26 protein-coding genes are annotated in these 26,610 nt (G+C 70.5%); 13 read left to right on the top strand and 13 right to left on the bottom strand.

What is annotated here, in order from left to right; all coding sequences use genetic code 11:
- Positions 1 to 14: 14 nt before the first annotated feature.
- A complete protein-coding gene (gene leuD, locus UA75_RS26610; RefSeq protein ID WP_075742582.1) occupies positions 15 to 617 on the top strand; it encodes a 3-isopropylmalate dehydratase small subunit in 603 nt (200 codons plus the stop codon).
- 140 nt (positions 618 to 757) lie between these two features.
- Positions 758 to 1,750, top strand: a complete 993-nt coding sequence (locus UA75_RS35050; RefSeq protein ID WP_318533269.1) for an HU family DNA-binding protein — start codon at positions 758 to 760, stop codon at positions 1,748 to 1,750.
- A gap of 416 nt (positions 1,751 to 2,166) precedes the next feature.
- Here the strand turns inward: UA75_RS35050 and UA75_RS26600 are convergent, their stop codons facing one another.
- From UA75_RS26600 to cofC, 3 genes are all read right to left on the bottom strand, one after another.
- A complete protein-coding gene (locus UA75_RS26600) occupies positions 2,167 to 3,126 on the bottom strand; it encodes an NUDIX hydrolase (RefSeq protein ID WP_075742580.1) in 960 nt (319 codons plus the stop codon).
- A 48-nt stretch (positions 3,127 to 3,174) separates the two neighbouring features.
- Entirely contained in the window at positions 3,175 to 5,424 is a 2,250-nt protein-coding gene (locus UA75_RS26595; protein ID WP_075742579.1) for an RNA degradosome polyphosphate kinase, read from the bottom strand.
- A gap of 181 nt (positions 5,425 to 5,605) precedes the next feature.
- A complete protein-coding gene (gene cofC, locus UA75_RS26590) occupies positions 5,606 to 6,268 on the bottom strand; it encodes a 2-phospho-L-lactate guanylyltransferase (RefSeq protein ID WP_075742578.1) in 663 nt (220 codons plus the stop codon).
- Between the two features lie 298 nt (positions 6,269 to 6,566).
- Here cofC and UA75_RS26585 point away from each other — a divergent pair, with 298 nt between their 5' ends.
- From UA75_RS26585 to UA75_RS26570, 4 genes are all read left to right on the top strand, one after another.
- Positions 6,567 to 7,346 (top strand): lysophospholipid acyltransferase family protein, encoded by a 780-nt coding sequence (locus UA75_RS26585; protein WP_232237460.1) that lies wholly within the window; start codon positions 6,567 to 6,569, stop codon positions 7,344 to 7,346.
- Between the two features lie 94 nt (positions 7,347 to 7,440).
- On the top strand, positions 7,441 to 8,454 hold the full coding sequence (locus UA75_RS26580) for an NAD(P)H-dependent glycerol-3-phosphate dehydrogenase (protein WP_404799952.1): 1,014 nt from the start codon (positions 7,441 to 7,443) through the stop codon (positions 8,452 to 8,454).
- On the top strand, positions 8,451 to 9,593 hold the full coding sequence (locus UA75_RS26575) for a cystathionine gamma-lyase (RefSeq protein WP_075742576.1): 1,143 nt from the start codon (positions 8,451 to 8,453) through the stop codon (positions 9,591 to 9,593). The genes UA75_RS26580 and UA75_RS26575 overlap by 4 nt, the downstream gene beginning before the upstream one ends.
- Positions 9,594 to 10,197: 604 nt before the next feature.
- Positions 10,198 to 10,695: a cysteine dioxygenase gene (locus UA75_RS26570; protein ID WP_075744244.1), complete on the top strand. Its 498-nt coding sequence runs from the start codon at positions 10,198 to 10,200 to the stop codon at positions 10,693 to 10,695.
- Positions 10,696 to 10,815: 120 nt separating this feature from the next.
- On the opposite strand, the gene UA75_RS34785 is transcribed toward UA75_RS26570, so the two are convergent.
- Entirely contained in the window at positions 10,816 to 11,502 is a 687-nt protein-coding gene (locus UA75_RS34785) for a pyridoxamine 5'-phosphate oxidase family protein (RefSeq protein ID WP_075742575.1), read from the bottom strand.
- A gap of 69 nt (positions 11,503 to 11,571) precedes the next feature.
- Here UA75_RS34785 and UA75_RS26560 point away from each other — a divergent pair, with 69 nt between their 5' ends.
- Together UA75_RS26560 and UA75_RS26555 are read left to right on the top strand one after the other, a co-directional pair.
- Positions 11,572 to 13,026: a PLP-dependent aminotransferase family protein gene (locus UA75_RS26560; protein ID WP_075744243.1), complete on the top strand. Its 1,455-nt coding sequence runs from the start codon at positions 11,572 to 11,574 to the stop codon at positions 13,024 to 13,026.
- Between the two features lie 264 nt (positions 13,027 to 13,290).
- Entirely contained in the window at positions 13,291 to 14,388 is a 1,098-nt protein-coding gene (locus tag UA75_RS26555) for a D-alanine--D-alanine ligase family protein (RefSeq protein ID WP_075742574.1), read from the top strand.
- A 263-nt stretch (positions 14,389 to 14,651) separates the two neighbouring features.
- Here the strand turns inward: UA75_RS26555 and UA75_RS26550 are convergent, their stop codons facing one another.
- The 8 genes from UA75_RS26550 to UA75_RS26510 all read right to left on the bottom strand — a co-directional run bounded on the left by UA75_RS26550 (position 14,652) and on the right by UA75_RS26510 (position 21,016).
- A complete protein-coding gene (locus tag UA75_RS26550; protein WP_075742573.1) occupies positions 14,652 to 15,620 on the bottom strand; it encodes a hypothetical protein in 969 nt (322 codons plus the stop codon).
- A 167-nt stretch (positions 15,621 to 15,787) separates the two neighbouring features.
- Complete coding sequence (locus UA75_RS26545) at positions 15,788 to 16,729, bottom strand: ABC transporter permease (RefSeq protein WP_075742572.1); 942 nt, start codon at positions 16,727 to 16,729, stop codon at positions 15,788 to 15,790.
- The gene (locus UA75_RS26540; protein WP_075742571.1) at positions 16,726 to 17,607 is read right to left on the bottom strand and encodes an ABC transporter ATP-binding protein; all 882 of its coding nucleotides are present in this window, start codon (positions 17,605 to 17,607) and stop codon (positions 16,726 to 16,728) included. The genes UA75_RS26545 and UA75_RS26540 overlap by 4 nt, the downstream gene beginning before the upstream one ends.
- Before the next feature lie 378 nt (positions 17,608 to 17,985).
- On the bottom strand, positions 17,986 to 18,936 hold the full coding sequence (locus UA75_RS26530) for a hypothetical protein (RefSeq protein ID WP_075742569.1): 951 nt from the start codon (positions 18,934 to 18,936) through the stop codon (positions 17,986 to 17,988).
- The gene (locus UA75_RS26525) at positions 18,933 to 19,202 is read right to left on the bottom strand and encodes a hypothetical protein (protein WP_075742568.1); all 270 of its coding nucleotides are present in this window, start codon (positions 19,200 to 19,202) and stop codon (positions 18,933 to 18,935) included. The genes UA75_RS26530 and UA75_RS26525 overlap by 4 nt, the downstream gene beginning before the upstream one ends.
- Complete coding sequence (locus tag UA75_RS26520; protein WP_412459528.1) at positions 19,199 to 19,597, bottom strand: GntR family transcriptional regulator; 399 nt, start codon at positions 19,595 to 19,597, stop codon at positions 19,199 to 19,201. Before UA75_RS26520 ends, UA75_RS26525 begins: the two co-directional genes overlap by 4 nt.
- Positions 19,598 to 20,168: 571 nt before the next feature.
- A complete protein-coding gene (locus UA75_RS26515) occupies positions 20,169 to 20,741 on the bottom strand; it encodes a DUF3515 domain-containing protein (RefSeq protein WP_075742567.1) in 573 nt (190 codons plus the stop codon).
- A gap of 41 nt (positions 20,742 to 20,782) precedes the next feature.
- The gene (locus tag UA75_RS26510) at positions 20,783 to 21,016 is read right to left on the bottom strand and encodes an Lrp/AsnC family transcriptional regulator (protein ID WP_075742566.1); all 234 of its coding nucleotides are present in this window, start codon (positions 21,014 to 21,016) and stop codon (positions 20,783 to 20,785) included.
- 102 nt (positions 21,017 to 21,118) lie between these two features.
- Here UA75_RS26510 and UA75_RS26505 point away from each other — a divergent pair, with 102 nt between their 5' ends.
- From UA75_RS26505 to UA75_RS26490, 4 genes are all read left to right on the top strand, one after another.
- Complete coding sequence (locus UA75_RS26505) at positions 21,119 to 22,087, top strand: thiamine-phosphate kinase (protein WP_075742565.1); 969 nt, start codon at positions 21,119 to 21,121, stop codon at positions 22,085 to 22,087.
- 140 nt (positions 22,088 to 22,227) lie between these two features.
- A complete protein-coding gene (locus tag UA75_RS26500; protein ID WP_075742564.1) occupies positions 22,228 to 22,905 on the top strand; it encodes a GNAT family N-acetyltransferase in 678 nt (225 codons plus the stop codon).
- 95 nt (positions 22,906 to 23,000) lie between these two features.
- The gene (locus UA75_RS26495) at positions 23,001 to 23,525 is read left to right on the top strand and encodes a gamma carbonic anhydrase family protein (RefSeq protein WP_075742563.1); all 525 of its coding nucleotides are present in this window, start codon (positions 23,001 to 23,003) and stop codon (positions 23,523 to 23,525) included.
- Between the two features lie 859 nt (positions 23,526 to 24,384).
- Positions 24,385 to 25,128 carry a DUF2306 domain-containing protein gene (locus UA75_RS26490; RefSeq protein WP_075742562.1) on the top strand — a complete coding sequence of 248 codons (744 nt, stop codon included), beginning with the start codon at positions 24,385 to 24,387 and terminating at the stop codon, positions 25,126 to 25,128.
- A 58-nt stretch (positions 25,129 to 25,186) separates the two neighbouring features.
- On the opposite strand, the gene UA75_RS26485 is transcribed toward UA75_RS26490, so the two are convergent.
- The gene (locus UA75_RS26485; protein WP_075742561.1) at positions 25,187 to 25,807 is read right to left on the bottom strand and encodes a TetR/AcrR family transcriptional regulator; all 621 of its coding nucleotides are present in this window, start codon (positions 25,805 to 25,807) and stop codon (positions 25,187 to 25,189) included.
- Positions 25,808 to 25,886: 79 nt separating this feature from the next.
- On the opposite strand from UA75_RS26485, the gene UA75_RS26480 reads away from it, so the two are divergent.
- On the top strand, positions 25,887 to 26,297 hold the full coding sequence (locus UA75_RS26480; protein ID WP_075742560.1) for a RidA family protein: 411 nt from the start codon (positions 25,887 to 25,889) through the stop codon (positions 26,295 to 26,297).
- The last annotated feature ends 313 nt before the right edge of the window (positions 26,298 to 26,610 follow it).

Raw genomic sequence — 26,610 nt, 5'->3', positions numbered from 1 at the left:
AGGATCTCCACGACATGCAGGCGTTCACCACGCACACCGGTGTCGGCGTCCCGCTGCGGCGCTCGAACGTCGACACCGACCAGATCATCCCGGCCGTCTACCTGAAGCGCGTCAGCCGGACCGGGTTCGGCGACGGACTCTTCGCGGCCTGGCGGTCCGACGAGCACTTCGTGCTGAACCAGGAGCCGTTCCGAGCGGGCAGCGTGCTCGTGGCGGGCCCGGACTTCGGCACCGGCTCGTCCAGGGAGCACGCCGTCTGGGCGTTGGGCGACTACGGCTTCCGCGTCGTCGTCTCCTCTCGCTTCGCCGACATCTTCCGGGGCAACGCAGGCAAACAGGGCCTGCTGGCCGCGCAGTGCGAACAGTCCGACGTCGAGCAGCTCTGGAAGCTGCTGGAGACCGAGCCGGGTACCGAGTTGACGGTCGACCTCCGAGAGAAGACGATCGTCGCCAAGGACCTGACGGTCCGCTTCCACGTGGACGACTACACGCGGTGGCGCCTCCTGGAGGGCCTGGACGACATCGCACTCACGTTGCGTCATGCCGATGACATCGACACTTTCGAGCGGGATCGTCCATCGCGGCTGCCCACGACCCTCCCCGCCCGACTCGGTTGATCTCGAATCGCCGGATTCCCTTATGAGCACAGGGAATCCGGCGTTCGGCGATCGGTCTCGTCCCGACCCTGGAATGGGGTCCTGGGCATCCTTCTCGGTCCTTTCTTGACCCAGGACATGGAAAGCCGCTCGTCGGACGCGTGGCGAAGGTCGGAAACCGGGCTTACGGTGACGCCAGAGCCGGCCGGAATGAGCAGGCTCCCCTCGCGCTACCAGGGCTGCGAGCGCACTGTTCGTCTCGGGAGGGACCGAAAGTGAACAAGGCCGAACTCGTCGACGCGCTTTCGCAGCGTCTCGGCGACAAGAAGACCGCAGGTGCTGCGGTCGACGAACTCGTCGACGTCATCGTCCGAAGCGTCAACAAGGGCGACAAGGTGAACATCTCGGGATTCGGAGTCTTCGAGAAGAGAGCCAGAGCCGCCCGTACCGCACGAAATCCCCGAACCGGGGAGGCCGTGAAGGTCAAGAAGACGACGGTGCCGGCCTTCCGGCCCGGAACGAACTTCAAAGAGGTCATCGACGGCAGCCGTAAGCTGCCCCGACTGCCCACCCAGCGATCGGCGAGCAGCACGGCCTCCCGGTCCGCCACGGAGTCCAAGCCGTCGTCGAGGGCGGGATCGGCCTCGAAGTCCACCTCGAAGTCGACGACCAGCCGGGCGAGCTCGGGCGGGACTCGTGCCGCCGGTACCCGGTCGACCAGCGGACGCAGCACGACCGGGACCAGCCGGACCCGGCCCTCGGCGAGCGGCAGCCGATCCTCGGCAGCCTCCTCGACCAGCCGAAGCACGTCCACCCGGTCGACCACGGGCCGGTCGACGGCACGAAGCACCACCAAGGCCGGTACAAGTCGGTCCTCCACCGCGAAGAGCACGCCCGCGCGCTCCTCGTCCAGTCGGACCAAGACCGCCACCACGGCTCGTCCGTCGAGCACCACCCGGAGCACCGCGCGCAAGACCACGGCCAAGCCGTCGAGTTCCTCATCGACGAGCACGCGGTCTGCCGGCACCGGACGCACCACCAGGAGCGCGTCGACCGCGAAGGCCTCCACGGGCCGGAGCGCCACTCGCGCAGGCACGAGCCGGTCGGCGGCCAAGCCGTCGAGCCGGTCGACGAGCAGCACTCGGAAGAAGTAGCGGGCGAGCGGTGGGTCGTGCGCGGCCCACCGCCCCTGCCTCCGCCCCGACCCGTCGCAGTGCGGTCAGGTAGGCCCGCACAGCGGTGGGTCTTCCCCGGCGCGGTCCATCGGTGAGGAGTTCGCCGCAGGCCGTCGCCGCCCTCTCTCCCCGGCGAGGCATCCGTTCCGATCGGGGACGGCCTGACCCGAGTCGGCCGATGCCCTGCTCGTGCGGCAGAGGCGCGGGTGCCGGGTCCGTCAGGACGGATACCGCGTCGATCGGCGGGTCCGATTCGTCTCCCCCGAGCAGGCCACCCATCCCGTGTCGCGAGCGACGCCCCGCAGGCCTCGCGGCTCGGCGCTCCTAACCGGTCTTCGGAGCCTTCTGGACCGCCTTCGCCTGCGGTCCCGCCGCCGCCGCGTCGAGTCCGGCAGTCACCAGTCCTCCGCGCTCGCCAGATACTCGCTGCCGAGCAGGACCGGGCGGGTCGGATGGAAGGACAGCACCCACAGACTGCCCTTCTTGCTCGGCGGGTCCTCGGTCGCCGCCTGCTCGCCCGCCTGGTCGGCGAACCACCGGACCAGGCCGGGGATCACGGCACCCTGACTGCACACCAGGGTCGTCGTGGAGTCGTCGAGCATCTCCGCGATTCGCCGCTGCGTCCGCCGAGGGTCGTCCGCGTAGGCCTCCTCACTCAGCACCGGCTCGTCGTGGACGGCCAGGCCCAGCGCCGCGGCAGTCTGCGACACCGTCTGCCTGCATCGAGTCCTCGGCGCCGAGTACACCCGGTCCGGGCCGAACAGCGGCAGCAACCCGTCCAGCGCGGCGGCCTGGCGTCTCCCCGACCGGCTCAGCGGCCGCAGCTCGTCCGGCTGGGACCACTTGGTGCGGCTGCCCGCCTTCGCGTGCCGGACGAGCAGGATCGTTCGGGAGTCGCCGTTCAGCTCGCCGAAACGACGCAGGATGACGCGGTCGTGGGGGTAGGTGAGTCGGTCGGCGGCCTCGGCAGGCGGGAACCAGCAGACCTGGTCGACCTCGTCGTCGGTCGCCCGGTCGACCGTGTCGGTCACCTGCCTGGCCGCGTAGTAGGTCACCGTCTTGCGCAGCGGGCCGTCCACGGCGGTGGCGGGCAGCGTGTAGCTCACCTCGCCGAGCAGCCGGTCCAGCACTGGTCGGATTCCCGTCTCCTCGGTGGTCTCGCGGACGGCCGTGGCGTGCCGGGTCTCGCCCGGCTCCGCCTTGCCCTTGGGCAGCGACCAGTCGTCGTATCGGGGTCGGTGCACCAGCGCCACCTCGCGCTCCGCCGCAGGCCCGCCGCCTGCGCGCCACAGGACCACGCCTGCGGCTCTGACGTGCTTCGTGGTCCTGACGTCCTCGTCTGTCGCAGCAGCCATCGTGCCCCCACCCCGATCCGAGTCGGCGAATGCCCGTCGAGACCGCTTTCAGTCCTTGGCCCCGTGCGTGCGCAGCAGCTCCGTCTGATGGTCGCGGACCTCGTCGCCGAGCCGGGGGGACGGCGACCACACGCCGTCCTGCCCCAGCACCCAGCAGCGGGTGGCGGGGTCGAGCGCCGAACGGAACATCGCGTCGAGCTCGGCCACCAGCACAGGATCGGTGACCCGAACCTGGACCTCGATCCGCCGGTCCAGATTGCGGTGCATCATGTCCGCGCTGCCGATCCAGTGCTCCTCGGCGCCCACGAAGTGGAAGATGCGCGAGTGCTCCAGGAAGCGGCCGAGAATGGAGCGGACGCGGATGTTCTCGGACACTCCCGGCATGCCGGGCTTGAGCGCGCAGATGCCCCTGACCACAATCTCCACCGGCACCCCGACGCGCGAAGCGCGGTACAAGGCGTCGATGACCTGTTCGTCGACCAGCGAGTTCACCTTGAATCGGATGCCTGCCGACTCGCCGCGCAGGGCCCGATCGATCTCACCCTCGATGCGCTCCACGATTCCCCGTCGGATGCCGTACGGCGCGACCAGGATGCTGCGATAAGTGTTCTGCCTGGCGTATCCGGTCAGGACGTTGAAGAGGTCGGTGAGGTCGGCCCCGATGGACGGCTCGGCGGTGAACAGGCCGATGTCCTCGTAGATCCTGGCTGTCTTGGGGTGGTAGTTGCCGGTGCCGATGTGGCAGTACCGGCGGATCGTCGAGCCTTCCTGCCGGACCACCAGTGCCGTCTTGCAGTGCGTCTTGAGCCCGACCAGTCCGTAGACGACGTGGACGCCTGCCCGCTCCAGCGCCCGCGCCCACTTGATGTTGGCCTGCTCGTCGAACCGCGCCTTCACCTCGACCAACGCCACGACCTGCTTGCCCGCCTCGGCCGCGTCGATCAGCGCGTCCACGATCGGCGAGTCGCCCGAGGTGCGGTACAACGTCTGCTTGATGGCCAGGACCTTCGGGTCCGCCGCCGCCTGTTCCACGAACCGCTGCACGCTCGTCGAGAACGAGTCGTAGGGGTGGTGGACCAGGATGTCGCCGTCCCGCAGCGTGGCGAAGACACTCTTGGGAGTCTCGCCCTCGCCGAAGGCGGGATGTGTCGCAGGAACGAACGGCGCCGCCTTGAGCTGCGGCCGGTCCACCGCGTAGAGCTGCCACAGACAGGACAGGTCGAGCAGGCCCGGCAGCTCCACGACATCGCCGGGATCGACGTCCATCTCCCGCAGCAGCAGTTCGAGCATGTGCTCGCTCATGGTGTCGGCGACCTCGAGCCGGACGGGGGGACCGAACCTGCGCCGGGCCAGCTCCCGTTCCATCGCCTGGAGCAGGTCCTCGTCCCGGTCCTCCTCGACCTCCAGGTCCGCGTTGCGCGTCACCCGGAAGACGTGATGCTCGATCACCTCCATGCCTGCGAAGAGGTTGTCGAGGTGTGCGGCGATCAGCTCTTCCAGCGGCAGGAAGGCGACCGTGTCCGACGAGCGGTTCTTGGTCGCCGTGTCCGACGAACGACCCTGAGGCACCGGCACCAGCCGAGGCACGTTGTCCGGCACCTTCACCCGCGCGAAGCGGGGCGTGCCGCCCTGCGGGTCGCGCACGGTGACCGCGAGATTCAGCGAGAGGCCGGAGATGTAGGGGAACGGGTGGGCCGGGTCGACGGCGAGTGGGGTGAGCACGGGGAAGACCTGCTCCGTGAAGTACTCCGACAGTCGACTCCGGTCGTCGGACGTCAGATCGTCCCAGGTCAGGACGAGCACGGCGGCCTTCTCCAAGGCGGGTCGGACGTCCTCGAGGAAGGCCTTCGCGTGCTGTTCGGCCAGTTCCTGGGTGCGCAGTGCGATCCTGGCGAGCTGTTCCCTCGGGGAGAGCCCGTCGGCGCTGCGCACGGACAGCCCCGTCTCGTCTCGACGCTTCAGTCCCGCCACCCGGACCATGTAGAACTCGTCCAGATTGGAGGCGAAGATCGAGAGGAACTTGGTGCGCTCCAACAGCGGCTGCGACGAGTCCTCGGCGAGCGCGAGCACTCTGGCGTTGAAGTCCAGCCAGGACAGCTCCCGATTGAGATAGCGGTTCTCGGGCAGATCGTCGACCGTCGGAGCCGCCGCGGTGGCGGCGGGCGGCGCCTGCGGATAGCCGCGAAGCCCCTCGGGGAGCGGGACGCTCGCCGAGGCCGTCGCCGACGGCCTGCCACGCCGCGCAGGCCTCGGGTTGCGTTGACGAGACTGCCGTTCGCCGCTCGATGGGGTGCTCACAACACCCCATTGTCGCCCAGATCCGGTTCGTTCGGTGTGTCCTCACGCACCAACAAGAGGTGAAGAACGGCCCATTGCGCCCCGTCCGAATGATGTCCTGCCTGCGGCGGTCGTCGGCCCGTGCCAGGCCGACGACCGTCGGATGGGACCGGGGTCAGTCGAACGGGTGGGAACGTCGTCGTCAGCAGGCGTGGCGGTCCCGGTGGCAGCGCGCGGCCAGCACCGCCCTGGTGTGCTCGCCGAGTCCCAGCCTCGCCGCCTCGCGAAGATCGTCCTCGGTGTCGACGTCGCAGCGCAGCGTCGGACGTCGGCCCGCCAGCGGCGCCGCACCCGACCCGGCATGCCGGGCGGCCGAGCCCACGCCGAACTCGGGGCGCAGCGGCGAACCGGACGCCGCGATCAGCATCGTCGTGCCGGTGCCCTGCCGGTCGGCGCAGAAGGCGCGTCCCGCTCCCGCCTCGACCAGTGCCTCGGCCAGGTCGTCGGAGCGCAGCGCGGGCAGATCGGCCTGTAGCGCGCCGACTCGCACCGAGGAATCGGCCGCGAGCAGCTGCTCGCTGCCGTGTCGGAGTGCGGTGTTCAGCCCGCCCTCCGGCGGCTCCGCGAGCACCGTGTGCCCCTCGGCGAGCACGGCAGCCGAGACCACCAGGTCCGAGGTCACCGCGATGACCCTGCGCACCCCGTCAGCGCCTCGCGCCGCCGACATGGTGTCCAAGAGCAACGCCACCACCAACTGTGCGTGCCTGGCTCGGTCTCCGACGCCGCCGTCAGCCGCCCCGAGGAGTCGGGACTTCGCCGAGTGAAGCATCTTGACCGGGACCAGCAGGTCTACTCCGGTGCCCACACCCCCATCCTGCTCGATCCCGCCGCGAGGCGGGCGGCCGGACCCGCCTGCGGACCCCGATGTGGGCCCTGACGAGGACTCGGTAAGACTCTGAGAGCCTGTTTTGGTCCCCCTGGAGTCGTGAGCGGGGATCAGCGTGGATGAGCTGCAAGGCGGAGGAAGGAGACATAACGGAGTTATGTTGACTGACGACAACGCCGCAGATCGCCGCGCTGGCCCCGCGCAACTCCGAAAGTGGGGATCAAAAACAGGCTCTAAGCCGATTCCGATCCCCGTCACACCAGCCAGGAGGACTGCGGTGACCAGCCCAGACGCAGAACGGACCGGTGTGGCGCGACGCCGGGAGAAGGGCGGCATCTGGGTCTCCTTCGCCGCGTCGGTGTTCCACCCCTTCAGCCGGATGGCCGGCCGCCGCAGCCTCGAGGGCCGCGAGCGGATTCCCGCCACCGGCGGGGCGCTGCTGGTCTTCAACCACATCTCCGAGATCGACCCCGTCTACGACGCCGCCCTCGTGCACAGCAGCAGGCGCGTGCCGCGTTTCATGGCCAAGCACAGCCTCTGGAAGGTGCCCGTCGTCGGCACGCTGATGCGCAGCACCGGCCAGATTCCGGTCTACCGGGGCAGCGGCGAGGCACAGCGCAGTCTCGACGCCGCACTGGCCGCCCTGCACGAGGGGAAGATCGTCGTCATCTACCCGGAGGGCACGGTCACCAGAGATCCGGAGCTGTGGCCGATGCACTCCAGGACCGGGGTGGCCAGGCTGGCGCTGGAAGGCGGCGTCCCCGTCATCCCGGCGGTGAACTGGGGAACGCAGCACATCTTCGACTACACGAAGCGCAGATTCCGCCCCATCGGCCGGAAGCCGGTGCGGGTGCGGGTCGGCGAGCCGTTGGACCTCACCGCGTTTCAGGACCGTCCGCGCGACACCGCACTGTTGCGCGAGGTGACCGAGACGGTGATGGGCTCGGTCCGCGATCTCCTCGCGGAGGTCAGACAGGAGACGGCGCCCTCGACCTTCTTTCTGCATCGCGGCCGGGTCCGTCCCGAGCACGGCGACCTCGACCGTCCGGAGTCTTGAGTCTTTCGGCGAGTCTCCGCCGAGACACGCCCCAGCCCGCCGGGTCGATCGGCGGGTTCGAACAGTTCGGCGCTGATGCGAGGAGTGGTGTTCGGTGGAGTCGATCCGACGGGTGGCAGTACTGGGCTCCGGTTCCTGGGGCACCGCGTTTGCCAAGGTCATCGCGGACGCCGGCCGCGACGTGGTGCTGTGGTCGCGCAGGCAGACGGTCGCCGAGGAGATCACCCGGCTGCACCGTAACTCCGACTACCTCCCCGACGTGACCCTGCCGATGAACCTGACCGCCACCAGCGACGCCGCCGCAGCGCTGGCCGACGCCGACGCGGTCGTGCTGGCGGTGCCGAGTCAGACGCTGCGCACCAATCTGGCGGCGTGGCGCCCGCTCCTGCCGGCCGGAGCGACGCTGGTCAGTACGGCGAAGGGCGTGGAACTGGGCAGTCTGAAGCGGATGAGCGAGGTCATCGCCGAGGTGGCGGAGGTCCCCGCCGATCAGGTGGCCGTCGTGTCCGGCCCGAACCTGGCCAAGGAGGTCGGCGCCGAACAGCCCACCGCCACGGTCATCGCCTGCACCGACGAGCGGCGGGCCGAGGCTCTGCAACACGCCTGTTCCACCCGCTACTTCCGGCCCTACACCAACGTCGACGTGATCGGCTGCGAACTGGGCGGAGCGTGCAAGAACGTCATCGGACTCGCCTGCGGCATGGCCGACGGACTCGGCTTCGGCGACAACACCACGGCCACCCTGATCACCAGGGGACTCGCCGAGACCGCACGGCTCGGTGCCGCGCTCGGCGCCGACCCGCTGACCTTCGCGGGCCTGGCGGGCCTCGGCGACCTGGTTGCCACCTGCTCCTCGCCGCTGTCCCGCAATCGCACCTTCGGGGCCAGGATCGGGCGGGGCGACAGCATCGCCGAGGCGCAGGCGGCGGCGAACGGGCAGGTGGCGGAGGGCGTGAAATCCTGTGCCTCGATCCGGGAACTGGGCGCCAGACACGGCGTGGAGATGCCGATCACCGACAGCGTCTACCGGGTCTGTCACGAGGCGCTGTCGCCCAGGGTGATGGCGGCCGAGCTGCTCGGCAGGGCCAGGAAGGCGGAGTGGTCATGAGTCTCGATCCCGACTGGGGCGACGGGACCCGCTGCGTGCACGCGGGGGAGACCGCGCCGTCGAAGGGCTCCCCGCTGACTCCTGGACCGGTGCTCGCCGCGCCGTTCCATCTGGCGGACGCCCGGCCCGATACGGATGCGGGCCTGGCCGAGGAGGCCGACTTCTACGGGCGTGCAGGCAACCCGACCTGGCGACGGCTGGAGTCGGCGATCGGCGAACTCGACGGCGGCGAGTGCGTGCTGTTCCCCTCGGGGATGGCGGCGATCTCGGCACTCCTGCGAGACGCCTCGGGGCGAGGGGCCCTGGTGCTGCCCTCGGACGGCTACTACGCGACCAGGGCCTTCGCGGAGTCGGAGCTGGTGCCGCGCGGCGTCACGGTGCGAGCGGTGCCCACCGCCGGGCCGTGGGACGACGACGTGTTCGACGGTGCGGCGCTCGTGCTGCTGGAGACCCCGTCTAATCCGGGCCTGGACGTCTGCGACATCGCCGAACTGAGCGCCCGTGCCCACACGGCGGGCGCGGTGGTAGCGGTGGACAACACCACGGCCAGCCCGCTGGGGCAGCGGCCGCTCGCCCTCGGGGCGGACGTCGTCGTCGCCAGCGATGCCAAGGCGCTCAGCGGGCACAGCGATCTGCTGCTCGGCCACGTCTCGACGGCGGATGCGGCGCTGGCCCGCAGGCTGCGCGAGGCCCGCACGCTGGGCGGTGCGATCCCCGGTCCGTTCGAGGCGTGGCTGGCCTATCGGAGCCTGAGCACCTTGGATCTGCGGCTGGCCAGGCAGGCCGAGAACGCCGCCGCGCTGACAGCGGCGCTGCGGGACCATCCGGCGGTGCGGGGGCTGCGCTGGCCCGGTTCGGCGGGCGACGCCGCCCACGAGACGGCCCGGCGTCAGATGCGTCGCTTCGGCGGCGTGCTGTCCTTCGAGCTGGCCGACGAGGCGACCTTCTCCCGGTTCGTGGCGGCGAGCAGGCTCGTCGTGGAGGCGACCAGCTTCGGCGGGGTGCACTCGACCGTGGACCGCCGGGCTCGCTGGGGCGATCCGGTCGCGCCGGGCTTCGTGCGGTTCTCCTCGGGTTGTGAGGACGCCGCCGATCTGGTGGCCGACGTGCTGGCCGCCCTGGACTCCTGCGTGCGGTGACGGTCCTTCCCGCTGGTCGCTCCGGCGTGGGGCTGCTGTGGTCCGGTGTTCCTCGGGGCTTCGGAGGGCGGCGGGTTCGTCGGTTGTGGGGACGCGGGCCAGGGAAGTGAACGCGGGGCGGGGCCGTGGTCGCCCGGCCGTCCGGTGTCCGGTGTCTCCGCTCGGCGTACTCGGGCTGCCCGGTCGGCCCGGCTCCCGGCGTATCCGGTGTCCCAGGCGGGCGGAGTGAGACAGGGCAGCCGTCGAGTCCTCCTCGGTCGACTGGAGCCGCAGGGCGACCGGTGGTGGCGGCGGGCCGGACGCGGTCGCTGTGCTAGGTGAACCATCCGGTGACCACGTTTCGTCACCGAAGACCACCTGGTCGGGTGGCATCGGGTCTCAAGGGCCGGTCGGCGGTTGACGGGTCGCGTTCGGGAGCCATACGGTCGAGGCATGTCCGCGCATTCTGATCACGCCGCGAGGGGTTCCATCCTCCGTTCGGTCGTGCGCGCGCACTGTTGTCTGTGGTGAGCGTCCCCTTCTGACCTGCCGCGCTCGGCGTTCGGCCACGATCGCCGTGCTGCCTCGCGCGGTCCGCCGCACCCACCCCATCCGAGGATCGATCATGTTCGCCGTGCCTCCGAACACCATCGCCGCACCGTCGACGCAGCACGCCTTGACGCATCCCGTGCGCGTCGCGATGGCGACCGCCGCCGAACGTGAGCAGTGGGCTCCGCTGCTGCGTTACGACCCGGACCAGCGGTGGTCCGGCCTGTTGTCCCGTACCGAGCATCACGAGGTCTGGCTGCTGAGCTGGCTGCCCGGCCAGCGCACCCGGCTGCATGATCACGGCGGCGCCGTCGGGGCGTTCACGGTGGTCAACGGGGTGCTGACCGAGCGGGTGGCCAGGCAGGACAGCCGAGGCGGCCGCATCGAGGTCGTCCAGCCGCTGGCGGCGGGCTCCTCCCGCGTCTTCGGGCCGGACTACGTGCACGAGGTCGTCAACGAGGGCCCGGACCCGGCGGTCAGCGTGCACGTCTACCGCCGGGAACGGCGTGAGATGAACGAGTACGAGTTCGACGCGACCGAGGGCCTGCGCCACACCGGGCGACGCCGCTGGTAGGCCGTTCGGTCTGTCGCCGCCCGCGCTGCTTGTCGAGCCGGTGGCGTCGCCGACCTCGATCCCGGAGAAGCCGGCGTTCCACCCGCCATGCGGGGCGTGGTGAATCGGGTGCCGGGCGGGTCAGCGCCCGCTGACTCGCTCGGGGATCGGCGTCCCGGCAGGCAGTAGTGGACACGGTTCGGGGTGGCCCCAGGTCTGGTTCAACGGCAGCACCCCGGCCCAGTGCTCGTCGGCCGCCACGTCCTCCTCGTCGTCGCCGGGCGGCCCGGTGCGCACCTTGACCGACGCTTCGCCGAGGTCCAGGGCGAGCACCAGCGTCGCCGCCATCTCCCGCTCGGTCGGCAGCCGAGCGCCGCCGTCCCAGGAACCCGGGGCCAGCTGTTCGGTCACCACGCGCAGCGCGTGACGCCGGTCCGCGTCGTCGAGCACCGGCACGGCCACGCCCTGAATCACGGCCGACCGGTAGTTCGCCGAATGGTGGAAGACCGATCGCGCGTACACGATGCCGTCGAGATGTGTCACCGTCACGCAGGCGGGCGCCCCACCCGCGAGGCTCCGCAGACTCGCCGCGCCGGTCGAGCCGTGCAGGTAGAGGGTGTCGCCGTCGCGGCCGTAGCAGGTGGGCAGCACGAGCGGTCCGGAGTCGGTGGTCAGGCCGAGGTGGCAGATCAGGCCCGCATCGAGGATCTCGTGCAGCTCTGCTCGCGCCGTCCTGGCGCGCACCCTGCCTCGTCGTATGGTGCTGCGGTCGGTGGGGGACAACGGTGCCTCCGGCTGTGCCTGTGCCGGTTGTGCCACATCGGTCATGTGCTCAGCGTGCCGCCATCAGTGGCATTAGATAAGTGCCAATCGTCGGTGATTCTGAAGGGCCACTTGATGAACGCCTCCCGACCTCGCGGCGGGCCGATCAGCGAGATCCCGATCGAGTTGGACCGGTCGGCGGCGATCCCGCTGGCCGTGCAGCTCGCCGACGCGCTGCGCGCCTCGGCCGCCTCCGGCGTGCTGCGGGCGGGCGACCGGCTGCCGTCCACGCGCGGCCTGGCCGGGTATCTCCAGGTCAGCAGGACCGTGACTGCGGCGGCGTACGAACAGCTGCATGCCGAGGGCTGGATCGTGGGTCGGCACGGTTCCGGGACCTTCGTGACCACCAGCCCGCCCGGTGCGGTCCGGCCCGCCGAGCCCGCGCCGCGACCTCGGACCGGTGACCGCCGCCTGCTGGACCTCACACCGGGTGCCCCGTGGGTGCACGGGCTGGACCGGGCGGCCTGGCGGCGGGCCTGGCGGGTGGCCGCCGACGCACCGCCGTTGATCCGACCGCAGCGGGCGGGACTGCCGGAGTACCGGACGGTGATCGTCGAGCATCTGCTGCGGCACCGAGGGCTCGCGGTCGTCGACCGCCCCGACGACCCCGGTCCGTCGCCCGCCGATGCGGTGCTGGCGACGGCGGGCACCACCGCCGCCGTGGCGGAACTGGCCTCCTCGGTGCTGCGACCGGGGGACCGGGTCGCGGTGGAGGACCCCGGCTATCAGCGGGCGGTCGGCGCACTCCGTGCGGGCGGCATCGAGGTGCTCCCCGCGCCGGTGGACGCCGACGGGCTCCTCGTGGACGAGATCCCGACGGGCATCCAGGCCGTCTACTGCTCGCCCGCTCACCAGTACCCCCTGGGCGGCAGGCTGCCTGCCGAGCGGCGGGTGGCGCTGGTCCGGCGGGCGCGCGAGCAGGACTTTCTGATCATCGAGGACGACTACGACGGCGAGCTGCGGTTCGACGTGGCGCCGCTGCCGCTGTTGGTGGTTCTCGGCCCCGACGTCGTAGTGCACCTCGGTACCACCAGCAAGATCCTCACCCCGACCCTCGGCGCAGGCTGGATGGTCGCTCCCGGCCGGGTGCTCGGTGCCGTCCAGGAGTACCGCGACCTGGCCGGCGCGGGACCGCCCGCCGCCGGCCAGCGGGTCTTCGTCGAACTGGCGCGGCACGGCGACCTCGGCAGGCATCTGCGCCGAATGCGACGGGAGCTCGCGGCCCGGCGGCTTCGGCTGGTGCAGGCACTCGGTGACCAGGGCATCGAGGTGCTCGGCGACGAGGCGGGTGCGCACGTGGTGATTCCGCTGGCCTCGGCGGCGGCGGAACGGCGGGTGGCGGCGAAGGCGGAGGCGGCGGGACTGCTGATCGACGGGCTGGCCCGGCATTACCAGGGCACGCCGAGGCTCTTCGGGGTGCCGCTGGGCTATGCCGCCTGCTCGCCTGCGGAGTTCGATGCGGCGCTGCCCGAGATCGTCGACTTGTTCGCGGGGGAGGCGAGGCGGCCTGCCGGGTCGGATGCCGGGTGAGCGGAGCGAGTCTGACCGGAACGGGTGACTGCTCGTCGTTCAGGTGGGTGGCCGCGCACGCAGCGTTCGAGACGGTCGCCGATTCGGGCGGCCTGCCTGCCCGGCTTCTCGCCGTCGGACGCGACGGTTCAGCGCGCGAAGGCAACCGGAATGTCCGCTACTGCGCCGAATTCGTCACATCGAGTGTGTTGGGACAGCGGAAACCCGGGGACGCCCGCCGCTGCGCCGATCGAGGGAGTAACTCTGCCGGTAGGGTCACGCAGCATGACGGAACGGAGAACGCGAGTGGCGGTTGTCTTCGGCGGGCGGAGCTCGGAACACGCCATCTCGTGCTCGTCTGCCGCCAGCGTGCTGGCCCACCTCGACCCGCAGCGGTACGAGGTCGTGCCGGTGGGCATCAGCCAGGAGGGCCGTTGGGTCGTCGGTACTTCCGACGTCCGCGAGCTGGAGATCCGCGACCGTGTTCTGCCCGCCGTGGACTCCTCGGCGGCGGCACTGGTGCTGCCCGCCGACCCGACGAGCAACAACCTGGTCTCACTGGAGCCGGGGCAGGCAGGCGAGGCGCTGAGCGGTGTCGACGTCGTGTTCCCCGTGCTGCACGGCGCCTACGGCGAGGACGGCACGATCCAAGGCCTGCTGGAGATGGCGGGCCTGCCCTATGTGGGGCCCGGCGTGCTGGCCAGCGCCACCGCGATGGACAAGGAATTCGCCAAGAAGCTGCTCGGTGCCGCCGGTCTGGGCGTGGGCCGTTACGAGGTGCTGCGTCGGGGGCAGGAGACGTTGAGTGCGGTGCAGCGGGAGACGCTGGGCCTGCCCGTCTTCGTCAAGCCCGCGCGGGCAGGCTCCTCGATCGGCATCAGCAAGGTGACCGACTGGGCGCAGCTGCCCGCCGCGATCGACCTCGCGCGACAGACGGACCCGAAGGTCATCATCGAGAGCGCGGTGGTCGGCCGCGAGATCGAGTGCGGCGTGCTGGAGTTCCCCGACGGGCGCGTCGAGGCCTCGCTGCCCTCGGAGATCCGGGTGGTCGACGGCTCGGTCGACTGGTACGACTTCGACGCCAAGTACCTGGACGAGTTCTGCGAGATCGACATCCCCGCGAAGCTCGACGACGACGTCACCGAGCAGCTGCGCGCCCAGGCGATCACCGCCTTCGAGGCGCTGGACTGCCAGGGACTGGCGCGAGTGGACTTCTTCGTCACCGAGTCCGGCGAGCTGATCGTCAACGAGGTCAACACGATGCCCGGTTTCACCCCGATCTCGATGTACCCGAAGATGTGGGCGGTGACCGGCACGGACTACCCGTCTCTGCTCGACACTCTCGTCCAGACGGCGCTGGCCAGGGGCACCGGGCTGCGCTGAGCGTCGACCGTGGACGGGACCTGTATCGCGTGGTGGTAGGCGGGCTTCACGGCTGAAGACCATGCAGGTCGGGATGTCGGCCCCGCGCACGCGGGGATGGCTCCGTGCCGACGTGTCCGTGGTCGAAGTCCTCGACGTCGGCCCCGCATACGTGGTCTGGCCCTGACGGGGGCTGAGGTAGAACAGGCATCGACAGGCGGCTGCGGAATGACTCCTTCGCCTTCCGCAGCCGCCGCACTCTCCGACGCCGACGCCCCTGCGCCTCAGCCTGCCCGCCTGCGTACGAACCAGAGCGTGCCGCCGATGCAGAGCGCGGTCAGCCCGAGCAGGATGCCCGCCTCGATGGCCTGGAAGGGCCAGTATCGCTCGGCGGGGTGATAACTGGCGATCTCGTGCAGGCCGTCGGGCAGGGACCATGGTTCGTCATCTGGATTGTCGATGTTGTGCTCACGGAATCGTTGCCAGCCCTCCTGATCGGGGACCCGGTTTCCGGCGTCGTCTTCGAAATGGCCGCCGAGATAGAGCAGCGACGGGTCGACGCCGGTCGAGGAATAGCCGTTCGGGGTTGCCTCGTAGTTGGCGTAGTCCGCCATGGGCATCGTCTCGGGTGTGGCGTAGGTCCGAAACGCGATCGGGGCGGCGAGGACGAGTCCGTATCCGACGGCGAGGCAGGCGACCATGCCGATCGCCCGTCGCTTCGTCGCGGCCCCGACCAGCATGCCGAGAGCCGTCAGGAACAGCGCGGTCGCGGGCAGCACCAGCAGTCCGTTGTCGAAGTTCTGCCACTGCACCGAGCTGTTGTACTGGGCGGACCAGAATCCGAGGGCGGACGCGATCAACAGCGAGATCAGCGCGACCGCGCCGAACATGACGGTGACCGTGCTCACGAACCAGTGTTCCCGCTTCCGCTCCTGGGACCAGAGAAAGCGGTGGTGCCCGTTGTTGATCTCCCTGGTCAGTAGCGGTGCTCCCGCCAGCAGCGCGACGACGGGCGGGAGCAGCAGGAGTGATCTGTCCAGGTTCAGTGCCAGGCCGCCGAGTACGCCTAACTGCCAGCCTTGGTCTGAGAAACAATACTGAGCCTCGTAGCCCCCGTCGAGGCACTGGGTGAACGCTGTATCAGCCGCTCTGAGTAGCAGGCCTGCGCCGAAGAACACGGCGGACAGGAGCCCTCCCAGGACGAATAACGAGATCAGTGAGACGCGATTTCGCCGCCATACGAGCCAGAGCATCGTCGGTCACTCCGTTCCTTCGCCGTCGACGACGAGAGATGAGAATGGATCGTCTGATACCGGGATCGCGCCCGGATTGATCGAAGTCTTGTCCCCGAGTCCGGGAGAATCTCTGGAACCCCGGCAGGGCCGGACTCAGGAGTCTCCAAACCGAGAAGCCTGCGTTCTCACCCGCGGCGGCGCACCAGTTGCCACGCTCCGAAGAGACACAGCGCCGTCAGCGCGAACAGGATGCCCGCCTCGATGAGATTCAGCAGCCAGATCCGTTCCTCCGGGTGGTAGGACACCCAGATCCGGATGCCCGCCTCGGCGTAATAGGGATCGAGATCCTGTTCGCCCGCCGGAGCGTGTTGGGCGGCGAGGTCGGCTGCGTGTATCCAGGAGATCTCGGTGCCTGCCGGGTCCGTCGGCCAGATTCTGACCTGTGAACCCGCGCCGCCGGGCACGGTGTTCGCCTCGGCGACGACCGGGGGCAGATACCACGGTCGCAGCAGCGCGTTCGCGAACAGGATCAGGTAGGAGCCGATGACCGTCACCGCGATCGCGGGCGAGGTCCTGCGTAGCCATGCGCCGGTGAACAGGCCGGTCGCGGCCAGGAAGAGGGTCGCCATCGGGAGCCCGAGGGGATTCACGGACATGCCCCCGTACGGGGAGAGGCCGACCTCTTCGCGCACCGGACCGAGCCAGAACTGGATGCCGAGTTGCAGGATCACGCACCACGCGAGTGTCGGAAGCAACACCGCAGCCGCCTGGGCGAGGAACCACCGGTCTCGGCTGACACCCTGGGTGAGCCCCCAGCGAGCGGTGCCGCTCTGGTACTCGCCCGCGAACGCGGGGATGGCAAGGAACACGCTGGTCAGAATCGGTAGGAAGGTGACGAGCGTGAAGGCGTAGTGCGTGGTGCGCAGGTAGACCGCCGCCGGGTCGTCGGGGCTCAGTCCGCAGTTCCACTGGGGCCAGTCCTGTTCCGTGCACCGGCCGAGCAACTCGGCCGGGAACACGGCACGGGTCACCAGCCCGGCCACGAAGAACGCCGCACCCAGCCCGAGGATGAGCGCGGTCAGGATCACCAGCGCGACGCGGTGTCGTCGCCACAGCAGCCAGATCACGCGTCGATCCCGCCCTGCGTCGTCGACGGCAGACCGTTGCGGAGATAGCCGAGGACCAGCTCCTCCAGATCCGGTTGCGTCGCAGCCCAGCCCGATCCGGCGCCGTCCGTCCCCGATCGGACCAGCAGCGTGCTCTGCCTGCCCGCGTCCGAGCGGTCGATCACCGGATACGCGGCGGTGAGCTGCTCGACCTCGTCGGCGGCGCAGGTGATCATGCTGTGCTCGCTGAGCAGCGCGTCGACCGAGCCCGCCAGGCACAGCCTGCCTGCGGTCAGCACCGCGAGGTGGTCGCACACCCGCTCCAGTTCGGAGACGACATGCGAGGAGATGACGACGGTGGTCTTGCGGTCGGCGACCTCCTCCATCAACAGGCCCATGAACTCCCGGCGGGCCAGCGGGTCCATCGATGCCACCGGCTCGTCGAGCACGAGCAGGTCGGGCTTGGCCGCCAGGGCGATGGTGAGCGCCACCTGCGCCTGTTGACCGCCCGACAGCGATCCGATCCGGGCACGCGGCTTCAGTCGCAGCGCGGCGATCCGCGACTGCGCCCAGTCCTCGTCCCAGCGGCTGTTGAGCACTCGACCGGCCCGCAGCATCTCGGCGACGGTGAAACCCCGGTACAGCGGGTGGTCCTGAGCGAGGTAGCCCACCCGTTCCCGCAGCTCGGCATGCCCGGCGGGCAGGCCGAACAGGGTCAGCTCACCCTCGGTAGGCGCCAGGAGATCGACGAGCAGGTTCATCAGCGTGGTCTTGCCTGCGCCGTTCGGCCCGACCAGGCCGAGCACGCTGCCAGCGGGCACGGTCAGATCGAGATCGCGCAGCGCCCATTCGGTGCGGAACCGCTTTCCCAGTCCCGATGTCTCGATGACAGTGGTCATGCGTCCTCTCCTGCTTCGGCGGTGTTCTGGTGAGCACCGCGTCGAAGAATCCGGTCATGTCGTCGGCTGGCCGAGTCGTTCGTCTGGTCGAAGACACTCGGACCGCGAGCGCCTCGTGCTGTTCTCGTCGCCTGTGCCGGGGACGACGCGTCGTCGACCTCGGCGGAGTGCTGCGGCCGAGTTGCGGTGCGAGCACGTCGAGGTGCGGTGACGTGTCTGTCCACCTCTGTCGAGGTCGGGGTGGCGGCGGAGCAGCCGGGGCTCGGCGGCGCAGACCCCGCCCCGCTCCGCCACCTCCCCTCGGGGCGAGATCCGAAGCTCGCCCCGATCGATCCCGGAACCCCCCGAGAGCTCCGGCATCGAAGATCGTCGCCCGGCTCACGGCCTGCGTCGGACGAGCAGCCATGCCCCGGCGAGGCTCAGCCCGGTCAGGACGAGCAGGATGCCCGCCTCGATGAACTGGAAGGTCCAGAAGCGATCGGCGGGCTGGTACTCGACCCATCGGATGAGCCCCGCCTCGGCGAAGTAGTGGTCGGCGTTCCCGCCTGAGCTGACGGGCCGGAGCCGGGAAGCGCGGGCGTAGGCCTCGTCGAGGGAGACCTCGGCACCCGTCGCGTCGGTGATCTTGGTGGCGATGCGCCAGTCGGCTCTGGTCGGCGCATCCCTGCCCTCCGTGAGCAGCGGCGCCAGGTAGCGCGGTCGCAGGAGGCCGAGGCCGAACGAGACGAGGTACCAGCCGAGCAGGGTCACCGCGATCGTCGCGGTCAGCCTGCGCAGCGCCGACGCGGCGAGCAGTCCGAACGCGGCCGTGAAGACGGTCAATGCGGGCATCGCCAGCGGTCCGAGGCCGAAGCCCCGGCCCTGGCCCAACTGTCCGTAGAACTCGCCGAGTGGGGCCTGCCAGAACTGATAGCCGAGCTGGAACACCACGGCCATGCTCAGCCCGGGCACCAGCACGGCGGACGCCGTCGTGACCAGCCAGCGCCTGCGGCTGATTCCCTGGGTGAACGTCCAGCGCAGGGTGCCGGTCTCGAACTCCCGCGCGGTGGGCGCTGCGGCGAGGAACATGCCGATCAGCAGCGGAAGGAGCCAGAGCGACGCGGCCAGGCCGTGCATGAAGCCGAGGAACAGATGCGCGGGATCCCCGTACTCGAGCCCGCACAGCGCGGCGCTGCCGCCCTGTCCGTGGGTGCATTCGCCGAGGTGCTCGGCCGGATAGAGCTGCCGAGTCATCAGCCCCGCGACGAGGTATGCCGCCGCGAGCAGGCCGACGAGCGTCATCATCGTGATCAGCGCGGCGCGGCGCTGTCGTAAGGCAGGCCAGATCACGCCCGCACCCCGGTTCCGACCGCGAGGGCAGGGACGCCTCGGCGGTGACCGAGGATCAGCTCCGCCTGGTTCGGCGTGGTCGGTGCCCGATTCGGCGCCTGCGTCGACACCTCGCCGATGCGGACCGGCAGCATGCTCCTGCCCGCGCCGTCTCGTTCGGCAGACGAGAACACGCCGCCCGTCGACCCGGCCGGGCCGACGCCACGGAGCGCCCAGATCACGCGGAACCGCCTGCTCGGCGCGGCTGTCGGGATGACGGTGGTCATTCGGCCTCTCGGGATGTGGTGTCGTGCAACGCGGCCGTGAACAGCCCGGTCATGCCCTCGGAGTCCAGGCCTGCGGCCCTGGCCGAGTGGACCCAGCCCGCAAGCAACTGCTGCAACTCGCGTAGCCGGGCCTCGGGGATCGGGTCGGCGGCCTCGGCGGCGACGAACGTCCCCCGCCCCGGTCTGCCCTGAGCCAGGCCCTTGTGTTCCAGCTCGCGATACGCCTTGAGAACGGTGTTCGGATTGACGGCCACCATTCGAGCCACCTCCTTCACGGTCGGAAGGCGGTCGCCCCTGGTCAGGTGGCCGAGCCGGACCGCCTGCTCGACCTGATGGACGAGCTGGAGATAGGGGGGCACCCCGGAACTCGGGCTCACAGTGAAGTGGATCAACACGCTTCCTATCGACCTATTAGCCTAGTGTCGTAGGTAAATAGTACTTCGAGGGCGAGGGCGCTTGTCAAGGCCGGCGACCGAGGGCGGCGTCTCCGCAGGCAGCGGGCCCGCGTCGGGCATGGGGCTCGCCGATGACGACGGCGGGACGATCGGCGGCCGAAGCTGCTGAGGCTGCTGAGATACAGGCCCGAGGCGGACTCCGGCGCGACCGAGTGGCAGCCGCGGATCACGCACCATCGGGGGTCGCGGCGCGGCGGGCGGGCCTGCGGGGTGGGCCGAGGCGGCATCGCGCGCGGCGCGGGGGGTGCGGACAGGCCGCAGGCGGCGCGGGGGAGATCACGCCGTCAGGACGGCGACCGCGACGGGCGGGCCCGAGCCTCCGCAGTGGGCGCGGTGAGGAGCGCGAGCGGCGCGCCGTGGTCACGGCGGGCGGCTCACGCGACGGGATGCGCATGCACCATCGCGGGCGGCAGGCGCGCGGGCATCCGGCCGGGGCACGGCGGCGAGGGCCGACCGCTCTCGCCCGGTGACCGCGCGGCGGATCAGGATCGGACCGGGTGACGCAGCTCGGTCAGTTGTCCACGACGATCTCGACGGCGGGCAGCTCTTCGCCGATCACGGCCGAGACGCTCTGGAGCGGGCCGCTGCCCGTGCCGTCGGGCATGGTCAGCGCCACGCCCACCGGACGGTCGACTGCGGCCCAGGTCGTCGAGCCCTCGCCGGTGAGTTCCAACCACTGGACGCCCGACAGGTCCAACAGCTGCGAGGTCGGCGTCAGCTCAGCCGGGGCGCCGAGGCCGCAGCGGAGCACCACCGGGTCGTGATCGGCGCTTCCCCAGGCTGCTGCGCCGGGCGGCGCGGGGTCGATCAGTTCGCGACGGGTGAGGGTGGAATCACCCGAGGACAGCTCCTCGGGCAGCGCGGCCACGAGATCCACGCACTCCGGAGACTCGGCGTCCGGAGCCGGGATCGTGGCCAGGGCCAACGGACCGGTCCGGTCGGCCGCCTGGGTCGCGTCGTCGATCGAACTCTCCGACTCCGCGTTGAGCGCCAGCACCCCGACGGCCACCGCCAACGCGAGAGGGAGCCCGATCGCCGCCGCGACCAGCGGACGGGGGGCTTGCCCGGAACCTGCCTCGGTCATGTCCTCATGACATCACGGGGGACGAGTGCGGTTCCCCGGGGTCAGAGTCGGACCACCGGGCAGGTCAGCGTGCGGGTGATACCCGCCACGTTCTGCACTCGGGCGACGACGAGTCGGCCCAACTCGTCGACAGAGTCCGACTCGGCGCGGACGATGACGTCATAGGGACCGGTGACGTCTTCGGCGGTGGTGACGCCGGGAATGCTGCTGATCTCGGCAGCGACTGCCGCTGCCTTGCCGACCTCTGTTTGGATCAGGATGTATGCCTGGACCACGGCGTGCCCCTTCGTCTGGACGGGTCTGCTCGGGGTAGGAACGTGTGCAGCAAAGTACCCCAGTTGGTGAAGTATTAGGGACTCAGACCATTGGAGGTCCGTTTGCACCCGGAGCCGGCGGAGCGAGACACGGTCGCCGGACTCGGCGAGTTCGGCCTCATCGAGCGCATCACGTCGGGCAGACCCCAGTCGGGCAGCACGCTCCTCGGCCCCGGTGACGACGCCGCCGTGCTGGCCGCCCCGGACGGCCGGGTGGTCGCGAGCACGGACGTCCTCGTCGAGGGAGTGCACTTCCGGCTGGACTGGTCGAACCCGCGTCAGGTGGGGCGGAAGGCGATCGCGGTCAACCTCGCCGACGTGGCCGCGATGGGCGCCGCACCGACCGGGCTGCTGGTGGGACTCGCCTGCCCGGCGGACACTCCGACCGAGCTGATCGACGGCCTGACCTCCGGAATGTGGGAGGAGGCGGCGTCGGTCGGCGTCGGCATCGTCGGCGGTGACATGGCGACCGCCCAGCAGATCATGATCTCGGTGACCGCGCTCGGCGACCTCGCGGGGCGACCCGCCGTGACGCGAGCCGGTGCTCGGCCGGGCGACGTCGTCGCGGTCTGCGGCAGGCTCGGCTGGGCCGCCGCCGGACTGGCCGTGCTCGGCCGAGGGTTCCGCTCGCCGGGTGCGGTGGTGGCGGCACAGCGGGTGCCGACGCCGCCGTATGCGGCGGGCCCCGGGGCGGCGGATGCGGGTGCTACCGCGATGATCGACGTCTCGGACGGACTGCTGGCCGACCTCGGCCACATCGTCGCGGCCTCCTCGGTCTCGATCGACGTCTGGAGCGACCGGCTGGAGGTGCACCAGCGACTGATCGACGTGGCCTCCGCCCTCGGCGCCGACCCCTTGCACTGGGTGCTGACCGGCGGCGAGGATCACGCGCTGGCCGCGACGTTCCCGGCCGAGGCCGTGCTGCCGCCGGAGTGGCGCGCGGTGGGCACGGTGAACACCGGAAGCCTGGTGACCGTCGACGGCCGGGCCTACGACGGCCCGACGGGCTGGGAGCACTGGCGACACCCCTGAGCCTGCCGAGCAGGCACTCCGAGCCGATGTCCTCGATCGACACCCCGGTCTCGGCCTCGCCGAGGGGCTGCGGAACCGGCCTGAGCGACTGCCCACATTCTGCTGGCCCGGGACCCGGCCCGATCAGTAGCCTGCCGGGCATGGAGCTGCGCATCACCCCCTTCGACCATCCGGACGCGGAGCGTCTGATCGCCGAGGTGCAGCAGGAGTACGTGCGGCGTTACGGCGACGAGGACGACACGCCGGTGGCCGTCGACCAGTTCGCGCCGCCGCGCGGACTCTTCGTGATCGGCTACGTCGACGGCAGGCCGGTGAGCTCCGGCGGCTGGCGCCGGGTGGTCGTCGGCGAGGACGAGATGACCGACACCCACCTGCGGGCAGGCGACGCCGAGCTGAAGCGGATGTACGTCTCCTCGGAGTTCCGGGGACGCGGCCTGGCCCGTCGGATGCTCGCGTTCCTGGAGCGGTCCGCCGCCGACGCGGGCTGCCGCCGCTTCGTCCTGGAGACCGGCGACGCGCAGCCGGAGGCGGTCGCCCTGTACGCCTCGTCTGGCTATCAGCCGCTGCCGAAGTACGGCCACTATCGGGACCACGCGCAGAGTCTCTGCTTCGCGAAGCTGCTCGACGGCGGGGCGGGCGACGGCGGGCCCGTCCGCTCGGGCGACGGCCTCGGGGCGTCGCATGCCGCCGGGCCGATCGCCGAGGCGTCCGGTGCGGAGGCGTCCGGTGCCGAGGCTCCCGGTGCCGGAGCCTCGCGAGGCCGGGTCTCACAGATCGGCTCCGTCCGGACCGAGGCGAACGCAGGCGCCTGTCCCTGACGACCCCGCGACGACCCGACCCCGCTCCGCTCGCCGAGCCTGCGGGCGGTCCTTGGACCACGGCACATTCGCCCCACGATGAGGAGGGACCGCCGATGGCGATCTACGCGCTGGACGAGTGGGAGCCGCACATCCATCCCGACGCCTACGTCCATCCTGATGCGACGGTGATCGGGCGCGTCGTGATCGGCGCGGGCTCGACCGTGTGGCCGCAGGCGGTGCTGCGCGGGGACTACGGATTCATCGAGATCGGCGAGCGGACCAGTGTCCAGGACGGTTCGATCATCCACTGCACCGAGCAGCACGCCACCCTGATCGGCTCGGACTGCGTGCTCGGCCACGCGGTCCACGTCGAGGGCGCGACGGTGGCCGATCACTGCCTGATCGGCTCGGGTTCCGTGGTGCTCAACGGCGCCGTGGTCGAACAGGGCGCGGTGGTGGGCGCAGGCGCGGTCGTCGCGTTCGGCACGACGATCCCGGCCCGTGCGATGGCACTGGGCGTGCCTGCCAGGATTCGTGAGGGTTACCAGGTGCCCGAGGGGGCTTGGCAGGGCAACGTGGACCGTTACGTCGCCAACGGTCTGCGCTACAAGACGGGCTTGCGCAGGCTGGACGGCTGAGCCGCCGCCGGGCCGGGCGATCGGGACCGGGCGTCCGCAGCGCGGTCCGGCCGCGTGCGGCGGACCGGCTCCCGCAGGCAGGTGCGATACGTGGTGCGGCGCGCGAGAGCGGCCTTCCCGTGACCGGGACAGGCCGGGGCGGGCGGCCCGTCGCCGAGATTGCGTCGTGGTTCTTCCGACCTCGGTCGATGCGCGGCAGCCGGGGGACGGCGCCACGACTCGATCAGCGGGGTTCGTCGGCGACCGCCTCGCTGATCACCGAGAGCCCCGGAGAGTCCGGCCCTCGCCGCACGCGGTGACGTGACGTCGCCGCCGGGGTGCCCGAGCACGTGCGGGTGGGTCGGCATTCGCCGGGGCGCTGGACTTCCCTCTCTTCTGCCGGCTCCGAGAAGGAGCACCGAGCTCGCCCTGCGGTGCGGCGGGTCGCTTGATAGTCGTTAGATAGTGACTGTGTACTATCAAGTGTGACATGGGGGCATTGGCAGATCGGTGCTCGTCGTGCTCGCCGAGTCGATCGGGTACGAGACGCTCCGGCGGGCGCGGAGAGTGCGGCGACGGCATGGTGTCGGCGAAGGGGCGCACCGCCGGGACGTGCTCATCGTCGGCTGACATTCAGGCCGCGCGACCTGCGATGACGTCGGCGAGCGCGATCATGACCAGGTGAGGGGGACTACCTGGTGACGAGCGATCGTTCCCGCGTGCTCCGAAGCCCCCGCAGGCGGCCGTCGGGGTCGCGGAGCTAGACCGCCGAGGACTCCGGGCCCCGGGCGGCATCCCCATCGAGCAGTTCTTGATCCACGACTGAGATCCCTTGTCGACCTAATGATAGTGATCAGTCACTACAAAGTGAGGACGAATCATGACCACCACGTCGAAGTCGACTCGCCGCCGCGCCTGGTGGGTCCTGTGGAGCCTGCTGGCCGCCTCCGCCGTCGGTATTGCGTTCTTCGCGGTGTCGCCCTACCTGACCGGCGATCCCGAGAACAGCACGATGCCGTTGAACCCCGACGTCTCATCGCATTTCCTGACGCTCGTCCTGCACGCGGCGCCGGGTGGTCTGGCACTGATCATCGGACCGTTCCAGTTCGTCGGCCGCCTGCGCACCCGGTTCCCGAAGGCGCACCGGATCCTCGGTCGCGTCTACCTGATCTGCATCCTGGCGGGGTCGGTCGCCGCCGTGGTCGCGGCCACCGTCTCGACCAGCGGATTCGCCGCCCAGGTCGGGTTCTATCTCCTGACGGTCGCCTGGCTGTACACGATCGCCCAGGCGTATCGGACCATCCGCCGAGGCGAGGTCGCGCTGCACCGCATCTGGATGATCCGCAACTACGCGCTCACGTTCGCCGCCGTGACGTTGCGCATCTACCTCAGCGTGGGACTGGTGATGCAGGAGGCGGACCCGTCCCTGACCTTCCAGGACGTCTACACCGCGAGCGCGTGGGCCTCCTTCGTCGGCAACGTCCTGGTGGCCGAGTACTTCATCGTGCAGCGGACGTTGCAGTACTCGGTCCGTCGCAGGCGAGGCGGCGGCGACGCGCCTCGCACCGGCCGGGCGTCGGAGAATCTCGGCTCGGGGGCTTCCGCCGCCGAGCAGCCCGGGTGAGTAGACGATCGCCACGGCGGGAGCGCTGCCCGTTTCGCCCCGTCTCGGTGTGGGGCTCTCAGGAGGGCAGCCGTGACCGCCGCCAGGCGCCCTCCACGGAGCGCCTGCATCGGTCCGGGTCGTCTCCCCTGCCGACGAACAGCGCCGTCAGCAGGGGAACGCCGCCTGCGAGCGTCGCCTGCGGCAGCGGTCCGCCTGCGACCAGCGAGACCAGACCGTGGGCGACGGCCCAGCTCTGCGTCGCCAGCTCCAGCGGGTCGGTGTCGGCCACGAAGCGGCCCGCCCGCCTGGCGCGATCGACGGCCTGGACCAGGTACTCCAACGTCGCGTCCGCCGCCGCGAGGTCTTCGAGGTCGAAGTTCGCGTCGAACATGACCCGGTACAGATCGGAGTGGTCCAAGGCGTTGCCGAGATAGGCGGCGATCAGGCCGGTCAGGTCCTCGACCGGATCGTCGGAGGCGGCCGTCGCCGCGAATCGGGCCGCCAGGCGGGTGAAGCCCTCTTGCCGAAGGGCCTTCCACATGCCGTCCATGCCGCCGAAGTAGGTGTAGACGGCCATCGTCGACACGCCCGTGCCTGCCACCAGCGAGCGCAGGGTGATGGGCTCCCGGACCCGGAGCATGTGTGCGGCCCGTTCGATCAGCAGGGTGCGGACCGCCGGATCCTTCGTCCTGGCCATGCGGGCAGATTACATAGCATTGCATTGCTATAGTTACCGGGTTGTGAATCCACGCCGCTCGCGCGAGAAGGAGATCAGCATGGCCATCACCCTGGTGAACCCCGAGGGGCTGCCGCAGGTCGACGTCTATCGGCAGGTGGCGGTCGCTACGGGATCGAGGACGGTGTTCGTCTCGGGCCAGGTCGCCCGCGGCGCGGAGGGGGGCCGCGTCGGCGAAGGCGACTTCGCCGCCCAGCTCGAACAGTGCTACCTCAACGTCGCCACCGCGCTGGCGGCGGTCGGCGGCACCCTCGACGACCTGGCGAAGATCACCGTCTACGTCGTGGACTGGACCCCTGACAAGATGCCCCTGCTGGTGGCGGGGATCGAGCGAGCCCTCGCGAAGCTGGGTCGCACGCCGACCCCGCCTGCCGCCACGCTCGTCGGGGTCGCGGCGCTGGCCGAGCCTGACCTCCTGGTGGAGGTCGAGGCCATCGCGGTCCTCGACTAACCGCAGGCGAGTCGGTGGCGGTGCCGCCGCTGGAATCTCCGCTCCGGCGTGGTCGCCGCCGGGCGGCCACCCCGGACCCGTCCGTCATGACGGACGACCGGGTCGGGCCGCTCGATCCGAGCAGGCCTTGATCCCACCGCAGCCTGCCACCGAGAACCACGTTCGGCGCGAGCCGATGCCGCTGGTCGTTCGTCGTCCCCTTCGTGGAGGTGGATCTCGGTCGGCCGCGGCGAGGCGAGCACGATGCGCCACTTCCGGCGGGAGCGAACGCCGATGGGGCTACTCGATCACGTGTCGGCAGGGCTCGCTATTG

The organism is Actinoalloteichus sp. GBA129-24 (genome assembly GCF_001941645.1).
Taxonomy (GTDB): domain Bacteria; phylum Actinomycetota; class Actinomycetes; order Mycobacteriales; family Pseudonocardiaceae; genus Actinoalloteichus_A; species Actinoalloteichus_A fjordicus.
This window is presented reverse-complemented; position numbering and strand designations above follow the sequence as displayed.

What these genes read in the sequence shown, in the direction of transcription:
- leuD (WP_075742582.1), top strand. Translation starts at nt 15, where the DNA reads ATGCAGGCGTTCACCACGCACACCGGTGTCGGCGTCCCGCTGCGGCGC.
- UA75_RS26600 (WP_075742580.1), bottom strand. Translation starts at nt 3,126, where the DNA reads ATGGCTGCTGCGACAGACGAGGACGTCAGGACCACGAAGCACGTCAGA.
- UA75_RS26575 (WP_075742576.1), top strand. Translation starts at nt 8,451, where the DNA reads ATGAGTCTCGATCCCGACTGGGGCGACGGGACCCGCTGCGTGCACGCG.
- UA75_RS26570 (WP_075744244.1), top strand. Translation starts at nt 10,198, where the DNA reads ATGTTCGCCGTGCCTCCGAACACCATCGCCGCACCGTCGACGCAGCAC.
- UA75_RS34785 (WP_075742575.1), bottom strand. Translation starts at nt 11,502, where the DNA reads ATGACCGATGTGGCACAACCGGCACAGGCACAGCCGGAGGCACCGTTG.
- UA75_RS26560 (WP_075744243.1), top strand. Translation starts at nt 11,572, where the DNA reads ATGAACGCCTCCCGACCTCGCGGCGGGCCGATCAGCGAGATCCCGATC.
- UA75_RS26555 (WP_075742574.1), top strand. Translation starts at nt 13,291, where the DNA reads ATGACGGAACGGAGAACGCGAGTGGCGGTTGTCTTCGGCGGGCGGAGC.
- UA75_RS26550 (WP_075742573.1), bottom strand. Translation starts at nt 15,620, where the DNA reads ATGCTCTGGCTCGTATGGCGGCGAAATCGCGTCTCACTGATCTCGTTA.
- UA75_RS26540 (WP_075742571.1), bottom strand. Translation starts at nt 17,607, where the DNA reads ATGACCACTGTCATCGAGACATCGGGACTGGGAAAGCGGTTCCGCACC.
- UA75_RS26525 (WP_075742568.1), bottom strand. Translation starts at nt 19,202, where the DNA reads ATGACCACCGTCATCCCGACAGCCGCGCCGAGCAGGCGGTTCCGCGTG.
- UA75_RS26515 (WP_075742567.1), bottom strand. Translation starts at nt 20,741, where the DNA reads ATGACCGAGGCAGGTTCCGGGCAAGCCCCCCGTCCGCTGGTCGCGGCG.
- UA75_RS26500 (WP_075742564.1), top strand. Translation starts at nt 22,228, where the DNA reads ATGGAGCTGCGCATCACCCCCTTCGACCATCCGGACGCGGAGCGTCTG.
- UA75_RS26495 (WP_075742563.1), top strand. Translation starts at nt 23,001, where the DNA reads ATGGCGATCTACGCGCTGGACGAGTGGGAGCCGCACATCCATCCCGAC.
- UA75_RS26490 (WP_075742562.1), top strand. Translation starts at nt 24,385, where the DNA reads ATGACCACCACGTCGAAGTCGACTCGCCGCCGCGCCTGGTGGGTCCTG.
- UA75_RS26485 (WP_075742561.1), bottom strand. Translation starts at nt 25,807, where the DNA reads ATGGCCAGGACGAAGGATCCGGCGGTCCGCACCCTGCTGATCGAACGG.
- UA75_RS26480 (WP_075742560.1), top strand. Translation starts at nt 25,887, where the DNA reads ATGGCCATCACCCTGGTGAACCCCGAGGGGCTGCCGCAGGTCGACGTC.